Genomic DNA, 19,389 nt, shown 5'->3' on the forward strand with positions numbered 1-19,389 from the left:
AACAAAACCCATGGAGAGGATGCTGGAGATGAACCAAACTGCTGTTGCACGCTACGAGGCTTGGCTTGCTGATCCTTCGATTGACGCCGCCACGAAAGAAGAACTGGCAGCTCTTCGGGGGAACGACAAGGAAATCGAGGACCGCTTCTACCGCGAGCTGGAGTTCGGCACCGGCGGTCTGCGCGGCGTGATGGGCGCCGGCACGAACCGGTTGAACGTGTACACGGTGGGCAAGGCTACCCAAGGCTTGGCGAACTGGACGCTGACCCAATCGTCGTCGCCTTCGGTCGTCATCGCGCACGATTCGCGCAACAATTCGCCGGAATTCGCCTTGGACGCGGCGCTCGTATTGGCCGCGAACGGCGTTACGGCGTACCTGTTCCAAGGACTTCGCCCGACGCCGCAGCTGTCGTTCGCCGTCCGCGCGTTGAAGGCCACGAGCGGCGTCGTCATCACGGCGAGCCATAACCCGCCGGAGTATAACGGCTATAAGGCGTACGGCTCCGACGGCTGCCAGCTGGTGCCGGCCGACGCGGAGCAGGTCATCGGGGCGATCCAAGCCGTGACGGGATTCGACCAAGTGAAGCGGATCAGCCGCGGGGAAGCCGAAGCGAAGGGACTGCTTCGCTGGCTGGGCGACGCCGAAGACCAGGACTACGTCCAAACGGTCGCCGCGCAAAGCCTGAACCGCGAGCTGCTGCAAAACGGGCTCGGCGAAGCGCTGACGGTCGTCTACACGCCTCTCCACGGCGCGGGCAACATGCCGGTTCGCAACGTGCTCGCGGCCGCCGGTCTCTCCAACGTGCGCATCGTGAAGGAGCAGGAGCAGCCGGACGGCTATTTCAGCACGGTCAAATCGCCGAATCCGGAAGAGCGCGAAGCGTTCACGCTGGCCATTAAGCTCGGACAGGAGATCGGCGCGGACCTCATCATCGGCACGGATCCGGACTGCGACCGGATGGGCGCGGTCGTCCGCAATAACGAGGGCGAGTTCGTCGTTCTCTCGGGCAACCAGTCCGGCGCGATCATGGTCAATTACTTGCTCGGCACGTTGAAGGAGCGCGGCCAATTGCCGGCGAACGGCGCCGTTATCAAGACGATCGTGACGAGCGAGATGGGCGCGGACATCGCCAAGTCCTACGGGGCGGCCGTCATCAACACGCTGACGGGCTTCAAATACATCGGCGAGCAAATGACGAAGTTCGAGCATAGCGGGGAGCATGCCTTCCTGTTCGGCTACGAGGAAAGCTACGGCTACCTCGCCGGCACGTATGCCCGCGACAAGGACGCGGTCGTCGCCTCGCTGCTCATCAGCGAAGCAGCCGCTTACTATAAGAGCCAAGGCAAGACGCTGTACGACGTGCTGCTCGAGCTGTACGCGAAGTTCGGCTATTACCTGGAAGGTCTGGAATCCCGGACGCTCAAAGGCGTGGACGGCGTGCAGAAGATCGCCGGCATCATGGACGACTGGCGCGGCAACCCGCCTGCCGAGGTGGCCGGCGTGCGCGTGAAGCAAGTGCTGGATTACCTGCCGGGCATCGACGGGCTGCCGGCCGAGAACGTTCTGAAGTATTTGCTGGAGGACGGCTCGTGGTTCTGCCTGCGTCCTTCGGGCACGGAGCCGAAGATCAAAGTGTATTTCGCCGTGCGCGGCCAATCGCTGAATCATTCGCAGGACGCCATCAAGGCGCTGACGGAAACCGTCATGGCGCGCGTCGACAGCAAGGCTTAAGCAGAAGCTTCCGGGCGGGGCGCAAGCCCCGCCGGATTTATGTTAAGGAGTGGAAGTTGTGCGTCAGAACTGGCACCAATGGAATCGCAAGGCAGTCGCCGTTTTAAGCGTACTGATCATAATCGGCATCATCGCGGCCATCCCCGTAGGCGCGGAGCGCTGGAAGGTCGAGCGTTCGTCCAAGCAAGTGGAGCTCGTGTTCGACTACCGGGACCTGCTTCAAGTGGCGGCCTACAAAAACCATCCGCAGCAATACGTGCGGGACGAGCTGGTCAAAATGAAGGCGGCCGGCATCGGGTCGATGGCCGTCTACGAAACGACGCTGCAAGAGCTCAAATGGAGCGGACGCATCTCCCTGTACAGCTCGGCCACGCTGAGCGACCTGCAGGGCAAGCCGCTGAAGCAGGACGAGAATTACACGTACCTGCTGTTCAATTCCAAGCCGGACGAGGACGCGCTTCGCCCCGTGATCGAAGACACGTTCAAGCAATGGGGCATCGCCACCGCGCCGTGGAGCTTCAAAGGCAACAACGGCCTCGCGATCGAAACGCCGGTCGAAGACGCCATGCTGAAGACGATGCAGCCGGACCCGGCAGCCGTTCAAATGCTTCACGACGCCGGCTTCCGCATCGTGCCGCGCTTGTCCGACCGCATTCCGTACAACGCCGAAGAAGTGGACAAGCTGATGGCGTCCTACGAAGCGCTCGGCGTCACGCGGATCCTGTTCGACGGCAACGCGGTCAAGGGCTTCGCGGACAACGCCGAGAAGAAGACGCTGACGCATTTCGCCGAGACGCTCAACAAGCACGGTATCGGAATCTCGACCATTGAGAATTCTAAGCCTCAACAGGGTCTGGGCACGCTCGCGTACCTGACGCATTATAACGTCGCCCGGCTGTATTCGCTGCCGGACAAGGACGCCGCGGGCATGAAGCCGCTCGACATCGCGGACCGCTTCCAGTTAGCCGTGAAGGACCGCAGCATCCGAATGTTCTATATTAATGCCGCGCCGGCCAGCAATGCCGCGAAGTCGTCCATCACGGACCCGATGGATAACATCTACAAGTCGCTGGAGGGCAAGGACGGCTTCCTCGCGAAGCTGGACAAGCTCGGGTACGAAACGGGACCGGCGCTGCCGTTCGACTACGAATCGCCGTCCTGGTTGAAGCCGCTGAAGGCGCTCGTCGCGCTCGGAGCCGTCGCGTTCATCGCGATGCTGATTCAGGTCTTTCTGCCGGGCGTCGCCATTCCGGTGTTCCTGATCGGCTTGATCGGCAGCGCGGGGCTGTACGTCCTGTCCAAGTCGATCTTCGAGCAAGGCCTGGCGCTCGGCGCCGCGATCAGCGCGCCGACGCTGGCGATGGTCTGGGCCATTCGCCGCGTGCGGACGCATACCGTCGGCAACCGCCGGCCGATCGGCGCGACGGACGGCAATGCCGCTGCCCGCGCGGACGGCCAGCTCCGCTGGATTTTCCCGGGCATCACCGCGGGACGCCGTCTCCTGATGGCCGTGGCGATCTTAGCAACGACGTCGGTCATCTCGCTGTGCGGCATTCCGTTCGTGGTCGGGCTGCTGAACAACATCACGTATAAGCTCGTGCTGGAGCAGTTCCGCGGCGTCAGCCTGCTGCATCTGGCTCCGATCGCCTTGACGGCGCTATATCTGCTGCTCTATACGGGCGACTCCGTCATCGGCAATATCCGGAAGCTGCTGAAAATGCAGATCACGGTGCTCTGGGTGGCCGTCGCCGCGGTCGTGGGCGTGCTGGGCTTGTACTACTTGTCGCGGACCGGCAACGAGGGCTCGGCGTCATCCATTGAGCTCACATTCCGCAACTTCTTGGAGACGACGTTCGGCGTGCGTCCGAGAACGAAGGAATTCCTGTTGTCGCATCCGCTCTTCTTTGCCGGATTATTCCTTGCGCTTCGCTACCGCGCGGCGTGGGTATTATTTATCGTAGGATCGATCGGCCAGCTGTCGATGGTGGATACGTTCGCGCATATTCATACGCCGCTTGCGATCTCCATCATTCGCGACTTGCTCGGCCTGGTGCTGGGCGCCTTGATCGGCTTGGTGCTGATCGGCGTGTGGCAGGTCTTGGAAGGAGCATGGAAGCTATGGGTACCGCGGTTCTTCAAGGCCAAACCGGCCCCCAAATCCGCCGCGTAGTTATATCCGGCTATTACGGGTTTCGCAACAGCGGCGACGAAGCCGTGCTGAAATCGATCCTGTTCGCGCTGGCGGAAGAAGGCGCGGCGCAGGGCGTTCGGATCGAGCCGGTCGTGCTGTCGGTCGATCCGGCGTGGACGACCGCGATGTACGGCGTCGAAGCCGTCCATCGGATGAAGCTGGGGGAGATCGTGCGCGCGCTTCGCGGAAGCGACGGACTCATCAGCGGCGGCGGCAGCCTGCTGCAGGACGCGACCGGCGCGGCAACGATCCCGTATTATACGGGCATCATTAAGCTGGCGCAGTTGCTGCGCAAGCCGACGTTCATCTACGCGCAGGGCATCGGCCCCGTGAATCGCCGGTGGATGGACCGGCTCATCCGGGGCGTCATGCGGCGCAGCGCGTACGTGTCCGTGCGCGACGCGGAATCCGCCGAGCTGCTCTGGCGGATGGGCGTGCCGCGCGACCGGATCGACGTGGTGCCCGATCCGGTCATGGCGCTGCCGCTCCCGGCAGCGCAGCCGCTTGCGGACGCGAGCGCGCCGGCGGCGGCGGCGGATTCGCCGCTGCCGGTGGTCGGCGTGTCCTTGCGGCATTGGCGCAAGGACGGCGCCGACCTGGCGCGCGCGGCCGCCGCGCTCGGCGCGCTGGCCCGCAGCCGGGCGGTGCGGCTGCGGTTCCTGCCGTTCCACACGCCGGCGGACGCCGAGACGTCACGGCAGGTGATCGCGCAGCTGGGCGAGCTTGGCGCCAGCGTGGCCGAAATCGCCGAGCTCGGCGACGATCCGCAGCAGATGCTGCTCGAAGTCAGCCGGTGCGACGCGTTGTTCGGCATGCGGCTTCATGCGCTCATCTACGCGGCGAATCAGCGCGTGCCGCTCGTCGGCCTGTCGTACGACCCGAAGATCGACCAGTTCCTGAACCGGCTCGGGCTCAAAGCCGTCGGCACGACGGAGTCGCTCGATCCCGACGCGTTCGCGGCCGCGATGGGCAGGCTGCTCGACGATCCGGCGCAGTGGCGGGCGTCGCACGGTCCTGCGATCGACCGCTTGAAGGAAGAAGCGCGCATGCCGGCGAAACAAATCGCCGCAAAAATTCGTTAATCTAGATATAGACGCCACCACTCATCCAGTCTTTGGTTCCTGCGGACATCTAGTTATGCGCCTGAAAAACGAAGCGAAAGCGTTGTATGAGAGAGAAAATGTCGCAAAACCATGCCCAAGCGCGCGAAAGAGTCGCTTATTTCGTGTAAATTGCTTGAAAATGAGAGTGGAGTTTCTTTTTCAAACCGCGTATAATTCATTCCGGCGATAGCTATGAAAGGGAGATGGAAATGAGTCACGTCGTTCTCTACACCGCCGCATTCATAATTTCATTATGTCTTGCGCTGGCGCTCACCCCGCTCGTCATCAAGCTGGCTTTCAAAGTCGGGGCGATCGACAAGCCGAACCACCGAAAAGTGCATACGAAAATCATGCCGCGCATGGGCGGCTTGGGCATATATGCCGCATTCATCGGCGCATACTTCGCCATACAACCGTTTATTCCGGAAGGACTCTTCCGCAGTTACGATAGAAACTTGATCAACGCGCTGCTTGCGGGCGGCTCCATCATCGTCCTACTCGGGGCGCTGGACGACCGCTTCGAGCTGTCGGCGAAGGTCAAGCTGCTTGGCCAAATCATCGCGGCGTGCGTCGTCGTCTTCGGCTTCGGCGTCAAAATCGATTTGCTGAACATTCCGTTCGGCGAAGCGATGCAGCCCGTCGCATCATGGATCAGCATCCCGCTCACGATCATCTGGATCGTCGGCGTCACCAACGCGATCAACCTGATCGACGGCCTGGACGGTCTTGCGGCCGGCGTATCCGGCATCGCGATCGGCACGATCCTGGTCATGGCCGCGGTCATGGGCTTCGCGCCGGTTATCCTGTTGAGCGCGCTGCTGCTCGGCGGCGTCATCGGCTTCCTGGTGTATAACTTCCACCCGGCCAAGATCTTCATGGGCGACACCGGGTCGCTATTCTTGGGCTTCGGCCTTGCGACGCTTTCAATGCTCGGCTTCAAGCAGGTCACGATGGTGTCGTTCGTGACGCCGCTGCTCATCATCGGCGTGCCGCTCTCGGATACATTCTTCGCGATCGTGCGCCGCTGGGTCAACAAGAAACCGATTTTCGCGCCGGACAAAGGCCACTTGCACCACTGCCTTCGCGAGCTCGGCTTCAGCCACCGCCGCACGGTGCTGATCATCTATGCGATCGCGGCGTTCTTCGGACTGTGCGCGGTTCTGCAATCGACGATCGTCCAATCGGACGCGGCGAATTGGATCACGTTCGGCGTTATCCTGGTCTTGGTGTTCTTCCTCCAGATCGGCGCGGAGCTGATCGGCATCGTAGACAAGTCAAGGCGGCCGCTGATCAACTTCCTGCAGCGCCGGCTGATTCGAACGGAACAATCGCGTTCAAAATAACTTAACATTACGGTAGTGTAGAAGCTCCTTTCCCTTTGGGGAAAGGGGCTTTTTGCGTATGCAGGCCGCAGCGGGGGCCGGGATTTTTCGGGTCTGCGACTAAAGTTTCGGATGCTGGAAACCGATAACAACGGTACATCAAACTCTGATTGTGGAATCAGTGGAGGAGGCTTACCGTGATTAGGAAATTAGGCATATGGTTCGTCTTGGTGGCGCTGGTCATCCAGTTGGTGCCGGCCAGCAAGCTCGAAACCGCCCATGCCGCGACAGGCAATTTCACGTTCCCGACCGAGAGCGACCAGATTGGCTCGCCCCGCGTCACGACGGACGAACGGATTACCTTGACCGGTACGATCAACAACGTCGACCCGACCTCGATCTCGTACAGCGTGTACCAGATCATCGATCCCGCGAACCCGGATAAAGTGGGAAGCACGCGCGAGAACCTCACCAGCAACGTGTCGGTGAACGGTTTTAACGTGCAGATTTTCAATATTCAGCTCTTCCCCGGCTTGAACAAAATCACGTTCAAGGGCACGCAAGGCGGCGGAGAAGTAACCAACTCCATTTACGTAGAGTATCGTAACGGACCGATGCTGTACGATCTAACGGCGAATTTGGACGGCAACAGCTTCCCGATTGGCGATAACGGCAGCACGACCGTGGTTCAATCCAATACGTCGCGCGGCCGGGATACAGCCGATATCAGCATCACGGGTAAAGCCCCGAACGCGCAGCAGGTGACGATCGTCGTCAACGGCGCGAGCAAGACGTACTCCGTCAACAGCAGCAACGAGAACTCGTTTGCCGCGGCGCCGATCACCCTGCAGAAGGGCAAGAACCTCGTGACGATCCGCGTCAAGAACGGCACGCAAGTCATCGAGACGACGCGCGACATCGCGTTCTATAACGGAAGCGTAACGTTCTACGACGTGAATCTCAACGAAATGAACGCCGGCACGACCGTGCAGTCGGCGGCGCTGGAATACAGCCCGAACTTTGTGGTGACCACCAGCAACACGCTAAAGGTCACGGGTAAAGTCATCGTACCGAACAGCGTGTACGAAGAAGTCATTGATCCAAAGACGACGCCGCCGACGAAGGCGACGCTGCCCCATCCGGATCCGGCCAAGACGCTTGCCTCCTTGAAAGCGGCGCTTAAAAAAGTGACGGATGCCTCTTATACCGACCTGACATCTGCGATCAGCAACGCGACAATCGTAGGCACGCCGTCGGCCACGGATAAGTTTTTCATTTTCCAATACGAGATCGACCTGGGCGCGATCACGGCTAAATCGCTGGACGTGCTGTACAATTTGAAACTGACGGCGCGCAACGAAGAGAACGCTCATTTGAATCTCACGCCGACCGAGCAGGGGACCGATGCGCTCTATTTCACGCTGCACGACAAGAACAAGCCGTTCATCGGCCAAATCAATTATTTGCCGGGGTACAAGCCGGAGAACTACCAAGGCATTGAAGGCGTACCGCTCGACGGCAAAAACATTTACGGACTGCCGGTTGGCATCGAAGTACTGGTCGGCAACCCGGCCGGTTCCGATGACGTAACCATTACGAGCATTGCGGACGGTTTCGGTCATACGACGACGCCGACGAAAGTGAGTCTGCCCACTGCAGGAGGAACGCTTCCGTCCGGCCAATACGCCCAACGCGACATTTCCACGGTGACGCGTACCGTCAACGGCGTACCGCAGGTGTTTACGCGCGTCATCTTGGAATTCTATAAGCTGCCTTACGAAGGAACGCAAACCATCACGGTCAAAGTCGGAACGGGTAACACGGGCACCGCGAAGTTCACGATGCTCTACGGCCCGTACGTCAGCTACAATACGATTTTCGACGGCATGACGATTTTGGACGACTCGACGAACGCGGACCGCGTAACGGATCTAATTCATAACAAGCTGGGCGATTTCAAAGGCGTGCTGCAGAATATTAACAACACGTCGGAAATTAACTACAATACGGGGAACAACAAACCGCGAACGGTGTACTTCTATATCAATAACGTGCCGTTTCCGTTAAGACCGGCAGGGACAGGAACAGACATCACGCAGTTTGAATTGGACGCGACGGCGGATGCGAAAGTCTACGCCAACGCCCTAAACGCTCTGTTCAACGGGGAGAACGAAATCAAATTCGTGTTCCAAAGCTCGAAGAGTTACTACGAGAAAGTCGTAAAGGTAAATAAGGTGCCAACCAACCTGCCGATCATTCCGGCGAATAATTCGGGTGTGTACCCGTTTACGTTTACCGATACGATCAGCGATCCGAAGCCGATCCTGAACGATCCGAACTTCACGAAGAACGGCGCGCTCTACAATACGACGGAGCCGTTCATGAACATTTTCGGCACGTTCGATTTTATCGACTTGGGCAAATCAGAGGCAGCAGTACGCGATAAGATGACCTTCTTGCTTGCTGCGGATAACGGCCATGTACCAGCGAGCGATTATATTCTCAAAATCACGGGCGCGACGCTGACGACTCCGCTGACGTGGAAGCTGACGGATCCTTTCCAGATCGTCGACGGCGACACGCCGATCGGCATGTATCCGACCAATGCCAGCATCAACGGCAACCTTGTCGTGCGCTACGATATCGCTACGCAAGCGTTCCAGTTCCTGCTCAAGAAGCAAGAGCTGAACGCCGACGGGAGTTCCAGCGTCTATCTGTTTAACGTATACAACAGCGGCGAGACCGGTCCGAAAGCGACATATCGTCTGGAAGTCGACCCGACCGTGCTGCCGTACAAAATTCTTCGTCCATACCTGCCGGCTGAAGGTATCGTGAACAAGAATTTCGTCGATGTCATCATCAACGCCAAAGGCGCCGACAAAGTCACGATCAATAAACAGGCTGCCGAGAAATTCGCGTACGACGCCGACAACAATCCGGCGAACGGCATCGAATATCCGAATGCGTTTAAAGCCACAATCAACGGCCTGAAGCCCGGCGTGAACAAAATCAACTTCATCATCGAGAGCGCATCGGACAAGGTCAGCAATTATCTCGAGGTCACCTACACGCCGACGAACATTCCGGGCGCGCAGTTCCTGGATGACATGAAGACGTCCAATAAAGTGTTCGACGGCGCGGTGACGCTGACGTTCCCGAAAGGCGCCGCGCTGATCCGGAAAGACTTTAACGTTCCGGCAGATTTGAAAAACCAGGTATTCACGGGACATAAGCTGCTCTTCGCGATCGCAAATCCCGAAGACGGCGTCGTCGACCGACGGGAGTACGACAGCCCGCCGCCGGACTTCGATTTGATCATGCAAAACTTCGGTACGCGCTTCAGAGTCTCGTTCCCGACGCGCTTCTCGAAGTCCAGCCCGGTCTACTGGATTGACGCCGGCTTGGCCGACGATACGACGACGCCAACGTACGATCCGCTGAAGATGGGCGTGGATCCATACCAGTATCCAGGCGCGACGGGTCCGGCCGGCACGAAAATTCCGACCTACGACGAGCGGCCGGACGACCGCGAGCTCATTGCGTCCAAGCGCGGTACATTATCGCTGTCGTTCGATCCGAACATCCGCAATACCGCGGGGACGATCGTGACAGTGTTCCGGTACGACGTGAAGAATAAGTTCTGGGTCAACCTGGGCGGAACCGTGGATACCAAGAAAAACACGATTACCGTTCCGTTCGACCAGTTCGGCTACTATGTCGTCGCGAAGATGACGTATTCGTTCTCGGATGTGACGAACCACCCGTATGCACGCAACTATATGGAGGCAATCTTCTCCAAAGGCATCATGAACGCGGCCAACTTCGATGATTTCGGCGCGGACATGTACACGACGCGCGGAGAGTTTACGCGGATGGTCGTCAAGGCGATCGATATTCCGCTCAACTATGAATTAAGCAAGCCGCACTTCGACGACGTGCCGCCGATCATTAACCAAGACGCGTTATGGGACTACAGCTACATTGAGACGGCTGCCCGCGAAGGCATCATCCGCGGCACCCAGCCGCGGGCATTCGAGCCGACGGCGAATCTGTCCCGCGCGGACGCGGCCGTCTTCCTGGCCCGCGCGCTGAATCTCAAGCTGGAGACCGATCCGAAGAAGATCGACGCGGCGCTGCAGAAGTCGTTTAAGGATTATGCGGACATCAACTACTATGCCAAAGCATCGGTGCTCGCCATCGCGAAGAAGGGCTACATCCAAGGCTCGCCGATCGATCCGAAGGACCTGAAGAAAGGCTATACCTTCGAGCCGAATTCCAGCTTGCTTCGCTCGGACGCGTCGATCATCATCGGCAAAATGATGGCCGACCTGAAGCGGCTGCCTAAACTGAACTAAACTGGATGACATCGGACTGCTTGGGAGATTCCCGGGCAGTCTTCTTGTTCCTGCATGGATTTCTAGCGATTAGTAGAGTTCGCTATACATGGGAAATGTTATCTATCGACGTCTATAGGTCATTCGTTCTATAATTGGTAACGTGGTAGACGAGCCCTCCAGCTTCATGCGATCTGTCGACAAATTTCTTAAAAAAGCGGTGCCGAAAAAAAGTTAAAAGATTTTCACTCGACATCGCAACTTTTTAGAAACCTGTGCGTTTAATTACATGAAGACGGCGGTAAGAAAGCTTATCTGGCCTCTGATAGAGCTTGGAATGATTTGTGAATTAGCTCTTTACGCTAGTAAGTGCCCATTGTATAATGTTAAAGTGGCGTTTGGACTCTACCATTTTTTTCATGCCTTCTTTTATTTACAAGATTCTGCGACAAGTTCCTACATGGAGTCACTTTTTGCAGACATAATTTATATGAACATGCTCAACTCGTGAAAGGGGGTGAATCGGCCAATGAGACATTCGAGCAAACAATATCCTAAACAAAACTCTCAAGACCCGAAGCAATTTAGAGGAGGAGAAAAAAAGGTTATGAAAAAAAGTTTATCCCTCGTAGTAGCAGCAGCTATGACGCTGACAACGGCGTCCGTTGCATTCGCTGACGCGGCTCCAACAACAACGGAACTGACTGCACAACAAAAATTCGATGCGCTGAAGGCGCTCGGTATCTTCAACGGTTACCCAGACGGTTCCGCAGGTCTTGATAAGCAAATGACTCGCGCTGAGTTCGCGAAAGTACTTACGAAGCTCGCTAAGCTTACGGAAAACACTGCAGCGGCTAAAGTCTACACGGACGTTCCGGCTACTCACTGGGCTGCTCCATTCATCGGCGCTTCCACGGAAGCTAAACTGATGAACGGTCTGGGCGCTAACAAATTCGGTCCATCCGGCCAAGTAACGATCGAGCAAATCGCGAAAGTTGCTGACCTGGTTGCAGGCCTCGAGCCAATCGAAGGCGAAGTATCCGGCAAAGTATCCGCATGGGCGAAAGGTTATGTAGCTGCAGCTGTTAAAGCAGGCCTTCTTCCTGAGCTTCCTTCCTACCAAACAAACGCTACGCGTGAATTGCTGGTAGACGTTACTTACGATCTTGCAAAGCCTGAGCAAGCACAAGAGCTTGCAATCACTGCTAAAGTTGCAGGCGTTAAGAAAATCGAAGTTCAACTGAACAAAGCAGTTGATGCTTCGAAAGTAACGTTCGAAGTGAAGAATGCTACGGGCGGCGCTGTGAACGTTTCGAAAACGACGTTCGCTGCTGACAACAAGTCGGCAACGCTTGAGTTCCCAAGCAACCTGCTGACTGGCGATCTCACGATCACGGCTAAAGGCGCTGAAAAAGAAGTTTCGGCGAAAGTTACCGTTGAAGCTGAGAAAGTCACTAAAATCGAATTCCTTTCCGACAAAGCGGTATTCAACCGTACGGACGCTAGAATCGTTACGACGACGGTTAAAGTATCCAACCAATATGGTGAAGACATCACAGCTGCTAAAGCTGGTAGCCTGACGGTTACTTCCGCTGCTGGCGTGCCGACACTCGCTTCCAACGGCGTGTTGACACTCGACAACACGAAAGCTAACATCGCTTTCGTAAAAGACCAAAAGTTCACGGTAAGCGCAGTTGATGCTGGTACGGGCACGTTCACGTCCACGACTCTGACGGTATCCGACAGAGCGCAAGTTGCTGAACTGACGATCGACAAACTGTACAATGCTGACGGCAACACGCTGGCAGTAGGTTCGGACGCGTCGACGTTCTACCTGGAAGTTACGGCTAAAGACCAATACGGCAACAAAATCACGGATCCAACGATCTTCAAGCAAGACACGCTGATCCAATCGTTCAACCCAACGGTTGTCGACGTTAGCAAAACGGCTAATGTTGTAACTTATGATGCGAACCTGGATGGCGGCGTTCTGAAAATCCAATTGGGTGGCACGCCAGCTGCAGGTACGGCTAAAGTGAACATCATCTCCGTCACGTCCGGTAAATCGGCATCGTTCGACGTAAACGTTAAAGACGCTGTGAAAGTCGATACGCTGTCGCTGAGCGCTCCTGCAGTTGCAGTAGCTGGCTCCGACATCGAGATCCCATTCAGCGCTGTTGACCAATTCGGTGTAGCTGTAACGACTGCAAGTGCAATCAACAACTCCGGTGCAATTCTTTCCAAAGCTTCGAGCGCAGGTACGCTTGCATTCGTTCAAGACTATGTGAAGAAAACGCCTAAGCTGGTTCTTAGCGGCGTAACTGCAAAAGGTCCAGTAACGATTACGATTATCTCGGGTACGGGCAAAGTGTTTAACTTGAACCTGAGCGTAGTAGATTCGGCAGTTGCAACGGTAGTCACCGGCACGAAAGACCTGGCAACACAATTGGCTAAGTCGGCTGTCGTAGCTCTGGATACAGACAACGTTGTTGTCAAGGACCAATATGGCCGCGACTTCACTCCAACATGGGGTACTGCTAATGGCAACTACCGTTTGAGCGTTACTTCTTCCGATTCTTCTAAAGTTGCCTATGATGCAGCAAAACAAACGCTGACTGCAGCGGCAAAAGGATCGTCCGTTATCACGGTAGCACTGCAGAAGAACGTTGAAGGTACTTGGACAGACGTTCAAGGCAGCGCATATACGTACACTTCTAAAGTCGTAGAACAGGCTGACCTCGCATCTTATGAGTCCCCAGATGTGACGTCGATCCTGAACGGCGATGGTACGGGTGCACATGATGTTCAAGTTACCGTAAATGGTGTTCTGGCTGACGGCTCGAAAGTAGCTGTTCCAAACTCCTACTTCACGGTTGACGGCATCACTAGCGGCTTGAATGTAGATGTTGACACGAACAAGCTGCATGCTAACCTGACAGCTGATCAGTTGAAAGACGGTGATGTAACGGGCGTTTATGTTGTAACCATTATTGGTTCCAACCAACAACCTATCACCAAAAACATTAAAGTTTCGAAAGCTGCATCTGCTGCTGACAAACTTGAACTGCAATCGACTGACGATGCTACTAAAGAATCCGATAGCGTTCTGTCGGCTGCTAAAGCAAAAGTCGACACTGCGGCTGAAGTTCAAACCCTGGTAGCGGCGGCAACCAAAACGACCGACCAATACGGCGTTGTAATTCCTACGGCATTCTCGAAAGTTTACATCACGAGCGTAGCTAACAACCACGTAATCGATGCTGCGGACGCAACTAAGTCCACGGTTGTTGCTGGTGACACGTTCAGCGTTACGGCACTGACTTCGAACGGTAAGAACATTTCGTTCCAAGTAGTTGTTAAGTAATAGCCCTTATAGTAAAAAACAGGACCGAGTAATCGGTCCTGTTTTTTTTGCTGAAACTTTTCGCACCTATATTCGTCTATATTGGTAGAATCTAAAAAAGGATGATGAATGGATGCGAAAGCTTCAACGTGCAGGAATGTCGATGTTAATCGCTTCAACGGTTCTGTTGCCTACTGCTGGATTACTCCAGCCCCTATCCGTTTCTGCGGCGACCGTTAGTTCCGCAGCCGTAAACAAAATAAAAGCTATTAGTCTGGGCGGCGGTAGCTACGCACAGGTCACGGATTTACAGTTTTTATATGGAAACAATGAAAAAACAGCCTATTTTACGGTTACGGTGTACAATAACGCCAAATCAGAGCTTGATTTTTCGGATTATTGGGTGGAACTGTGGACGAAAGGCGGAAGCAAGTACACCATAAAGATGGACGATCGGGATACAAAGAAAAATAAGATTGTCTCGAAGACTTCGACTGATTTTCACTTTACGGCTAAGGTCAACGCATCTATGAACTTATCGGATTTTAAATTTAGAGTTGTGAAGTGGGACTTCAGTCAACCTGATTATACTCGCAATATTGGCGAAGCTTCCGTACCGTCCGGTTATAATCCGGTTGTTCCAGCAGCGACGGGTAAGGTTGTGAAATACGGCGGTCTTAAAATGAGTAGTATCCTTGCCAAATCCCAATTTGTTGCCCTTAATGGCCAGCTTGAAGGCGCGCTTGTTTATCGGGTGACGAATTACAGCGGACAAAGCATAGCGCTTAATAACTTGAACTTCTACATCAAGCGATCCGGCGGGACGTTAAGCAAACTAAGCGTCGAAACGACTGCCGACCAACAGCTGCCTCCTGGCGGGTCGAAAGAGATTCAGCTGTTCGGCACGCTTCCCACTACGAAGATAGATCCTAATATGCAACTCATTGTTACAGGAATGAATGATGAAACCAAAGTCGAGTCTCCTGTGGCTTCTTATCAGATTAAAGCCTTGTCATTGGATAAGGTTTATGTAAAACCAGGAACATCCGGAAAGCTGACTATTGATTCGACGCTTATAAATACAAAAATCAGAGATGCCTATTACAGCCAGGATGGCAATACTCAGCTATTATCGATGTATTTGAATTTCAATAATATCGGTAAAAATTCGGTCACATTGCCTAACTATAGCTATTACATATTGACCAGCGATGGCGCCATGTACCCGGCAAAACAAACGCAAACTCAAACGACCGCGCTGGAGTTATCTCCGAATATTGCTAAAGAGCAGTACCTGCAGTTCACGCTTCCTGCGAATGCAAAGTCGAATAGTTTGAAACTAATCATTCGTAAAACTAGCGATGAGAATAAGAAAGGTTTTGCTGTCGGCTTATTTCAAGTACCGCCTAAATCGACGGGATCCGGAACCACTACAGGAACCGTTAAATACATGACCCAACAAGGCATGCTAGAATTTTCTGTCACTCATGGAGAACGTTTGCCGTGGGGAGATCAGGATCTTATCAACGCCATGATAACAGTGCGTAACCCTGAGGCGAATACGAAGTCGTTACCTAATTTGAAAGCTACTATTCAAGTGGAAGGGTATACGGTTGACGATAAGAACGTTCAGTTGATAAAGACCGATCAAAATGTCGCACTGAATAACCTTGGCACGACAACGTATATTGTGAGTACGAAGATTCCATATACATTCTTGTCCAAGAACGTAAACGTCGTCTTATCCGAGGTGAACGGCGAGGACGGAGCCGGGGCAACTACGATCGGCAGCTTTGCATTAACGGCAAATTCCATGCAACTTCCTCTTGTATTAGCTTCGAACAGCATGAAGATAACGGGGAGCGGCCGCTCCGCCGACCTGAAGTTGGCGCAAATCCAAACTTATAAAAATGAAGATGATAAAACGAAGCTGCTTTACGCTGAATTCGACTATACGAGTTTAGAACAACGATTCTCGAATCTTGCCAACCTGCAGGCTTATTTTAAAATGAAAGACGGCAGTTATGTGCCAGCTACTTTCTTAAATATCAAGGATAAAGTAACCTTTAACAAAGCAAGTCAAGTTATGGCCTATGCAAGTTTTCCAGAGGATTATGATCTGACGAATGCACAGCTTGTGATCGGGCAAGGCATTACGCAAGGTCAATTTACAGCTCCAGACGGAACGCCGGACGGTTTCATCAACGCGGTGAATTATCAATTGCCAACAGAGAATACCGATGTCAAGTCCACATTCGAAGACTTAGTTGTCAATCCGTATCAGATTACATTGAAAAAGCTATCTCCAAACTTGCAGGACGCCTATAAATTGAATATTGATTTCACGTATGATTTAGCCAAGATTAAAGAGTTTGAAAAAACGGCGGGAGCCCATAAGCTTGTGGTCGAGGTCGAAGATCAAGGAAATAAATATGAGCAGTCTTTTGATTTCGAGACCGGTAATGGTGCCTTAGTTGTGGGAGAAGACCAAAAAGCATCTGTTTCTTTCGAAGATCAGAAGCTTTGGGGAACGATTTACCGTGAGTTCACCGTAAATGTGTACGATGAATTCCAAGGGCATAAAAAATTGCTCGCCTCTCAAAAAGTAAATACTGCCGGATCTAATCTCTAATAATATGCTGGCTGGCCAGCAAAGAAATGAACTGGTTTACGACTACACCGTAGAAAAGCGACCCATTAAACCAATCGCGAGAAGAGCCGGTACCCAAAACCGGCTCTTTTTCATGAAATGAAGTCGACGTGCCGATATAAGTCTAGTATTGTTAAACTAAGGAAAGAAAACGCGAAGGATGGGCAAGGAGGACGAAATCGTGAGATTTACGGGCAAGAAACTGGCGCTTTCCGTGGCGGTCGTCGGAGCGGCATTGTGGATTGGACTGAAGCTTCCGACGCTTGCGGAGGGCGATAGCGCTTCGGTCGTTCCGGGCTCCGTGAACGACCCGATCGTCACGAAGAGCTACATCGATAAGCAAGTCGCCGATCTGGTGAAGGCGGAACTCGCCAAGCAGGGCGGCGGAGGCGGCGGACAGACGGGCGCCGGACAAAGCGGCGGAGGCGGCGGGTTTCAGCAGGTCGAAGTCGTGACGGTGCCGGTCGGCAAGGTTTTGATCGCCAAGGACGGCGCGGAATTTATCGTGCGGGCGGGCAAAGCGGTGGCCTACAGCACGGACAGCAACGGCATTTCCGACCTGACGGACGGGACGGACATTACGAACGGCAAGTCGGTCCCGAACAATCACCTCATCTTATTCCCGCGCGGCGGCCGCGGCGTCACGCCGGCGCCGGGCCAGAAGACGGGCTTGACCGTCATGGTTCGAGGCACGTATACGTCGCAGGCGCTAGCGAAGTAACTAATTTTACCCGTACTGACAACAAGTGATCCGCGTCGGAACGCGGACAACCGCGCACACTAGAAGCATCCCATTAGGAGGTGCTTACGAATGTCGAGAAGCAATCGCAAACTGGTTCCCGAATGTGCGCAAGCGTTGGATCAAATGAAGTATGAATTGGCAGCCGAGCTCGGCCTCATGACCGGTGGCGCAGGCGGCGCGGATACGGAATTCGCATCCGAATTAGGCGGTACGTCCGGTGCGGGCGGCGCTCACGTGAACTGGTCGCAGATCGCGACGCGCGATGCCGGCTATATCGGCGGCAACATCACGAGAAGACTTGTCCAGCAAGCCGAGAAGGTCTTAAACGGGCTGTAAATCCCGTCCTGCAAACCGCTGTCAGCCATTGACACCAAGCGACATCTTCGGTATCATACTTTAGAGAGTTCTTAATGAGACCTTTTCCACATCGGAAAAGGTTCATTTTTTGGAATCGAAACGTTCAGCGTTAGATCCCGGTATGGGACGACGATGTCTTATAGAGTCCCAGCAATCATGATTGGTTATGCATTATTACTTAGAACAACGAAGTACAGGAGGTTGAGGTTCATGTCTCTCAAAGGACGCCATTTGTTCACGTCCGAGTCCGTGACGGAAGGGCATCCCGATAAAATCTGCGACCAGATTTCTGACGCGGTACTGGATGCTTTTCTTGAAGTGGACCCTTACGCGCGCGTTGCGTGCGAAGTTTCCGTCGCTACAGGTCTGGTGCTGGTGATCGGCGAAATCAGCAGCCGCGCGGATTACGTCGATATTCCGGCCATCGTGCGCCGCACGATCAAAGATATCGGTTATACCCGCGCGAAATACGGTTTCGACTACAGCACGTGCGCCGTACTGACGTCGCTGAACGAGCAATCCGCGGACATCGCGCAAGGCGTTAACGCCGCGCTGGAATCCCGCGACGGCGTAGACGTTCGCCAAGAAAACGAAGATATCGGCGCAGGCGACCAAGGCTTGATGTTCGGCTTCGCGTCGAACGAAACGCCGGAACTTATGCCGCTGCCGATCGCGCTGGCGCATCGCATCTCGCGCCGTCTGTCCGAAGTCCGCAAAGACGGCACGCTGGAATACCTGCGTCCGGACGGCAAAACGCAAGTGACGATCGAATACGTGGACGGCAAACCGAAGCGCGTCGACGCCATCGTCGTCTCCACGCAGCACGCGGAAGAAATCTCGCTGGAGCAAATCCAAGCGGATATCCGCAAACATGTCATCGCGCCCGTCGTTCCGGCTGAATGGCTGGACGGCGAAACGAAATACTTCATTAACCCGACGGGCCGCTTCGTTATCGGCGGACCGCAAGGCGACGCCGGCCTGACGGGCCGCAAAATCATCGTCGACACGTACGGCGGCTATGCTCGCCACGGCGGCGGCGCATTCTCCGGCAAGGATCCGACAAAGGTCGACCGTTCCGCGGCTTATGCGGCTCGTTACGTGGCGAAGAACATCGTCGCAGCCGGCTTGGCCGAGAAATGCGAAATCCAACTGGCTTACGCGATCGGCGTAGCTAACCCGGTATCCATCAACGTGGATACGTACGGGACGGGCAAAGTCGACGAAGAAGTGCTCGTGGAAGTCATCAAGAAGAACTTCGATCTGCGCCCGGCCGGCATTATCAAAATGCTGGATCTGCGCCGCCCGATCTACAGCAAGACGGCTGCGTACGGCCACTTCGGCCGCACGGACATCGATGCTCCGTGGGAGCGCGTGGACAAAGCCGAACAACTGAAAGCCGACGCGCTGGCGATTCGTTAAGACGACCTCGCGCGAGTGGAAGCCGCTCCTTCAACGGAGCGGCTTTTTTGCCTCTTGTTTCGGCTATCCCGCCTGGCTATCCCGCCTTTTCTTACCCTCATCTCGCCAAGGTTTTTCCTTTCCCTTCCTCTCGCCTTCCGTTCGAGAAAGCGTGTCAAACCGCCCTTTTTCGGCATTCGTCTTCATTTCGTTCCGT

At 54.9% G+C, this 19,389-nt stretch carries 10 protein-coding genes; all 10 read left to right on the plus strand.

What is annotated here, in order from left to right; translation table 11 throughout:
• Positions 1-19: 19 nt before the first annotated feature.
• The 10 genes from I8J29_RS27905 to metK all read left to right on the plus strand — a co-directional run bounded on the left by I8J29_RS27905 (position 20) and on the right by metK (position 19,193).
• Complete coding sequence (locus tag I8J29_RS27905) at positions 20-1,732, plus strand: phospho-sugar mutase (protein ID WP_208850648.1); 1,713 nt, start codon at positions 20-22, stop codon at positions 1,730-1,732.
• Positions 1,733-1,790: 58 nt separating this feature from the next.
• A complete protein-coding gene (locus I8J29_RS27910) occupies positions 1,791-3,902 on the plus strand; it encodes a DUF5693 family protein (protein WP_208850633.1) in 2,112 nt (703 codons plus the stop codon).
• Positions 3,851-5,005 (plus strand): polysaccharide pyruvyl transferase CsaB, encoded by a 1,155-nt coding sequence (csaB, locus tag I8J29_RS27915; protein ID WP_208850634.1) that lies wholly within the window; start codon positions 3,851-3,853, stop codon positions 5,003-5,005. Before I8J29_RS27910 ends, csaB begins: the two co-directional genes overlap by 52 nt.
• 230 nt (positions 5,006-5,235) lie before the next feature.
• Positions 5,236-6,369: a glycosyltransferase family 4 protein gene (locus tag I8J29_RS27920; protein WP_208850635.1), complete on the plus strand. Its 1,134-nt coding sequence runs from the start codon at positions 5,236-5,238 to the stop codon at positions 6,367-6,369.
• Between the two features lie 176 nt (positions 6,370-6,545).
• Positions 6,546-10,703 carry an S-layer homology domain-containing protein gene (locus I8J29_RS34525; protein ID WP_208850636.1) on the plus strand — a complete coding sequence of 1,386 codons (4,158 nt, stop codon included), beginning with the start codon at positions 6,546-6,548 and terminating at the stop codon, positions 10,701-10,703.
• A gap of 508 nt (positions 10,704-11,211) precedes the next feature.
• Positions 11,212-14,046: an S-layer homology domain-containing protein gene (locus I8J29_RS27930; RefSeq protein ID WP_208850637.1), complete on the plus strand. Its 2,835-nt coding sequence runs from the start codon at positions 11,212-11,214 to the stop codon at positions 14,044-14,046.
• Positions 14,047-14,158: 112 nt separating this feature from the next.
• Entirely contained in the window at positions 14,159-16,657 is a 2,499-nt protein-coding gene (locus tag I8J29_RS27935; protein ID WP_208850638.1) for a hypothetical protein, read from the plus strand.
• A gap of 199 nt (positions 16,658-16,856) precedes the next feature.
• Positions 16,857-17,396, plus strand: a complete 540-nt coding sequence (locus I8J29_RS27940) for a hypothetical protein (protein ID WP_208850639.1) — start codon at positions 16,857-16,859, stop codon at positions 17,394-17,396.
• Positions 17,397-17,486: 90 nt separating this feature from the next.
• The gene (locus tag I8J29_RS27945; RefSeq protein ID WP_090642593.1) at positions 17,487-17,753 is read left to right on the plus strand and encodes an alpha/beta-type small acid-soluble spore protein; all 267 of its coding nucleotides are present in this window, start codon (positions 17,487-17,489) and stop codon (positions 17,751-17,753) included.
• 231 nt (positions 17,754-17,984) lie between these two features.
• A complete protein-coding gene (gene metK, locus I8J29_RS27950; RefSeq protein ID WP_208850640.1) occupies positions 17,985-19,193 on the plus strand; it encodes a methionine adenosyltransferase in 1,209 nt (402 codons plus the stop codon).
• The last annotated feature ends 196 nt before the right edge of the window (positions 19,194-19,389 follow it).

Origin of the sequence: Paenibacillus artemisiicola, assembly GCF_017652985.1 — a bacterium.
Lineage (GTDB): Bacteria > Bacillota > Bacilli > Paenibacillales > Paenibacillaceae > Paenibacillus_Z > Paenibacillus_Z artemisiicola.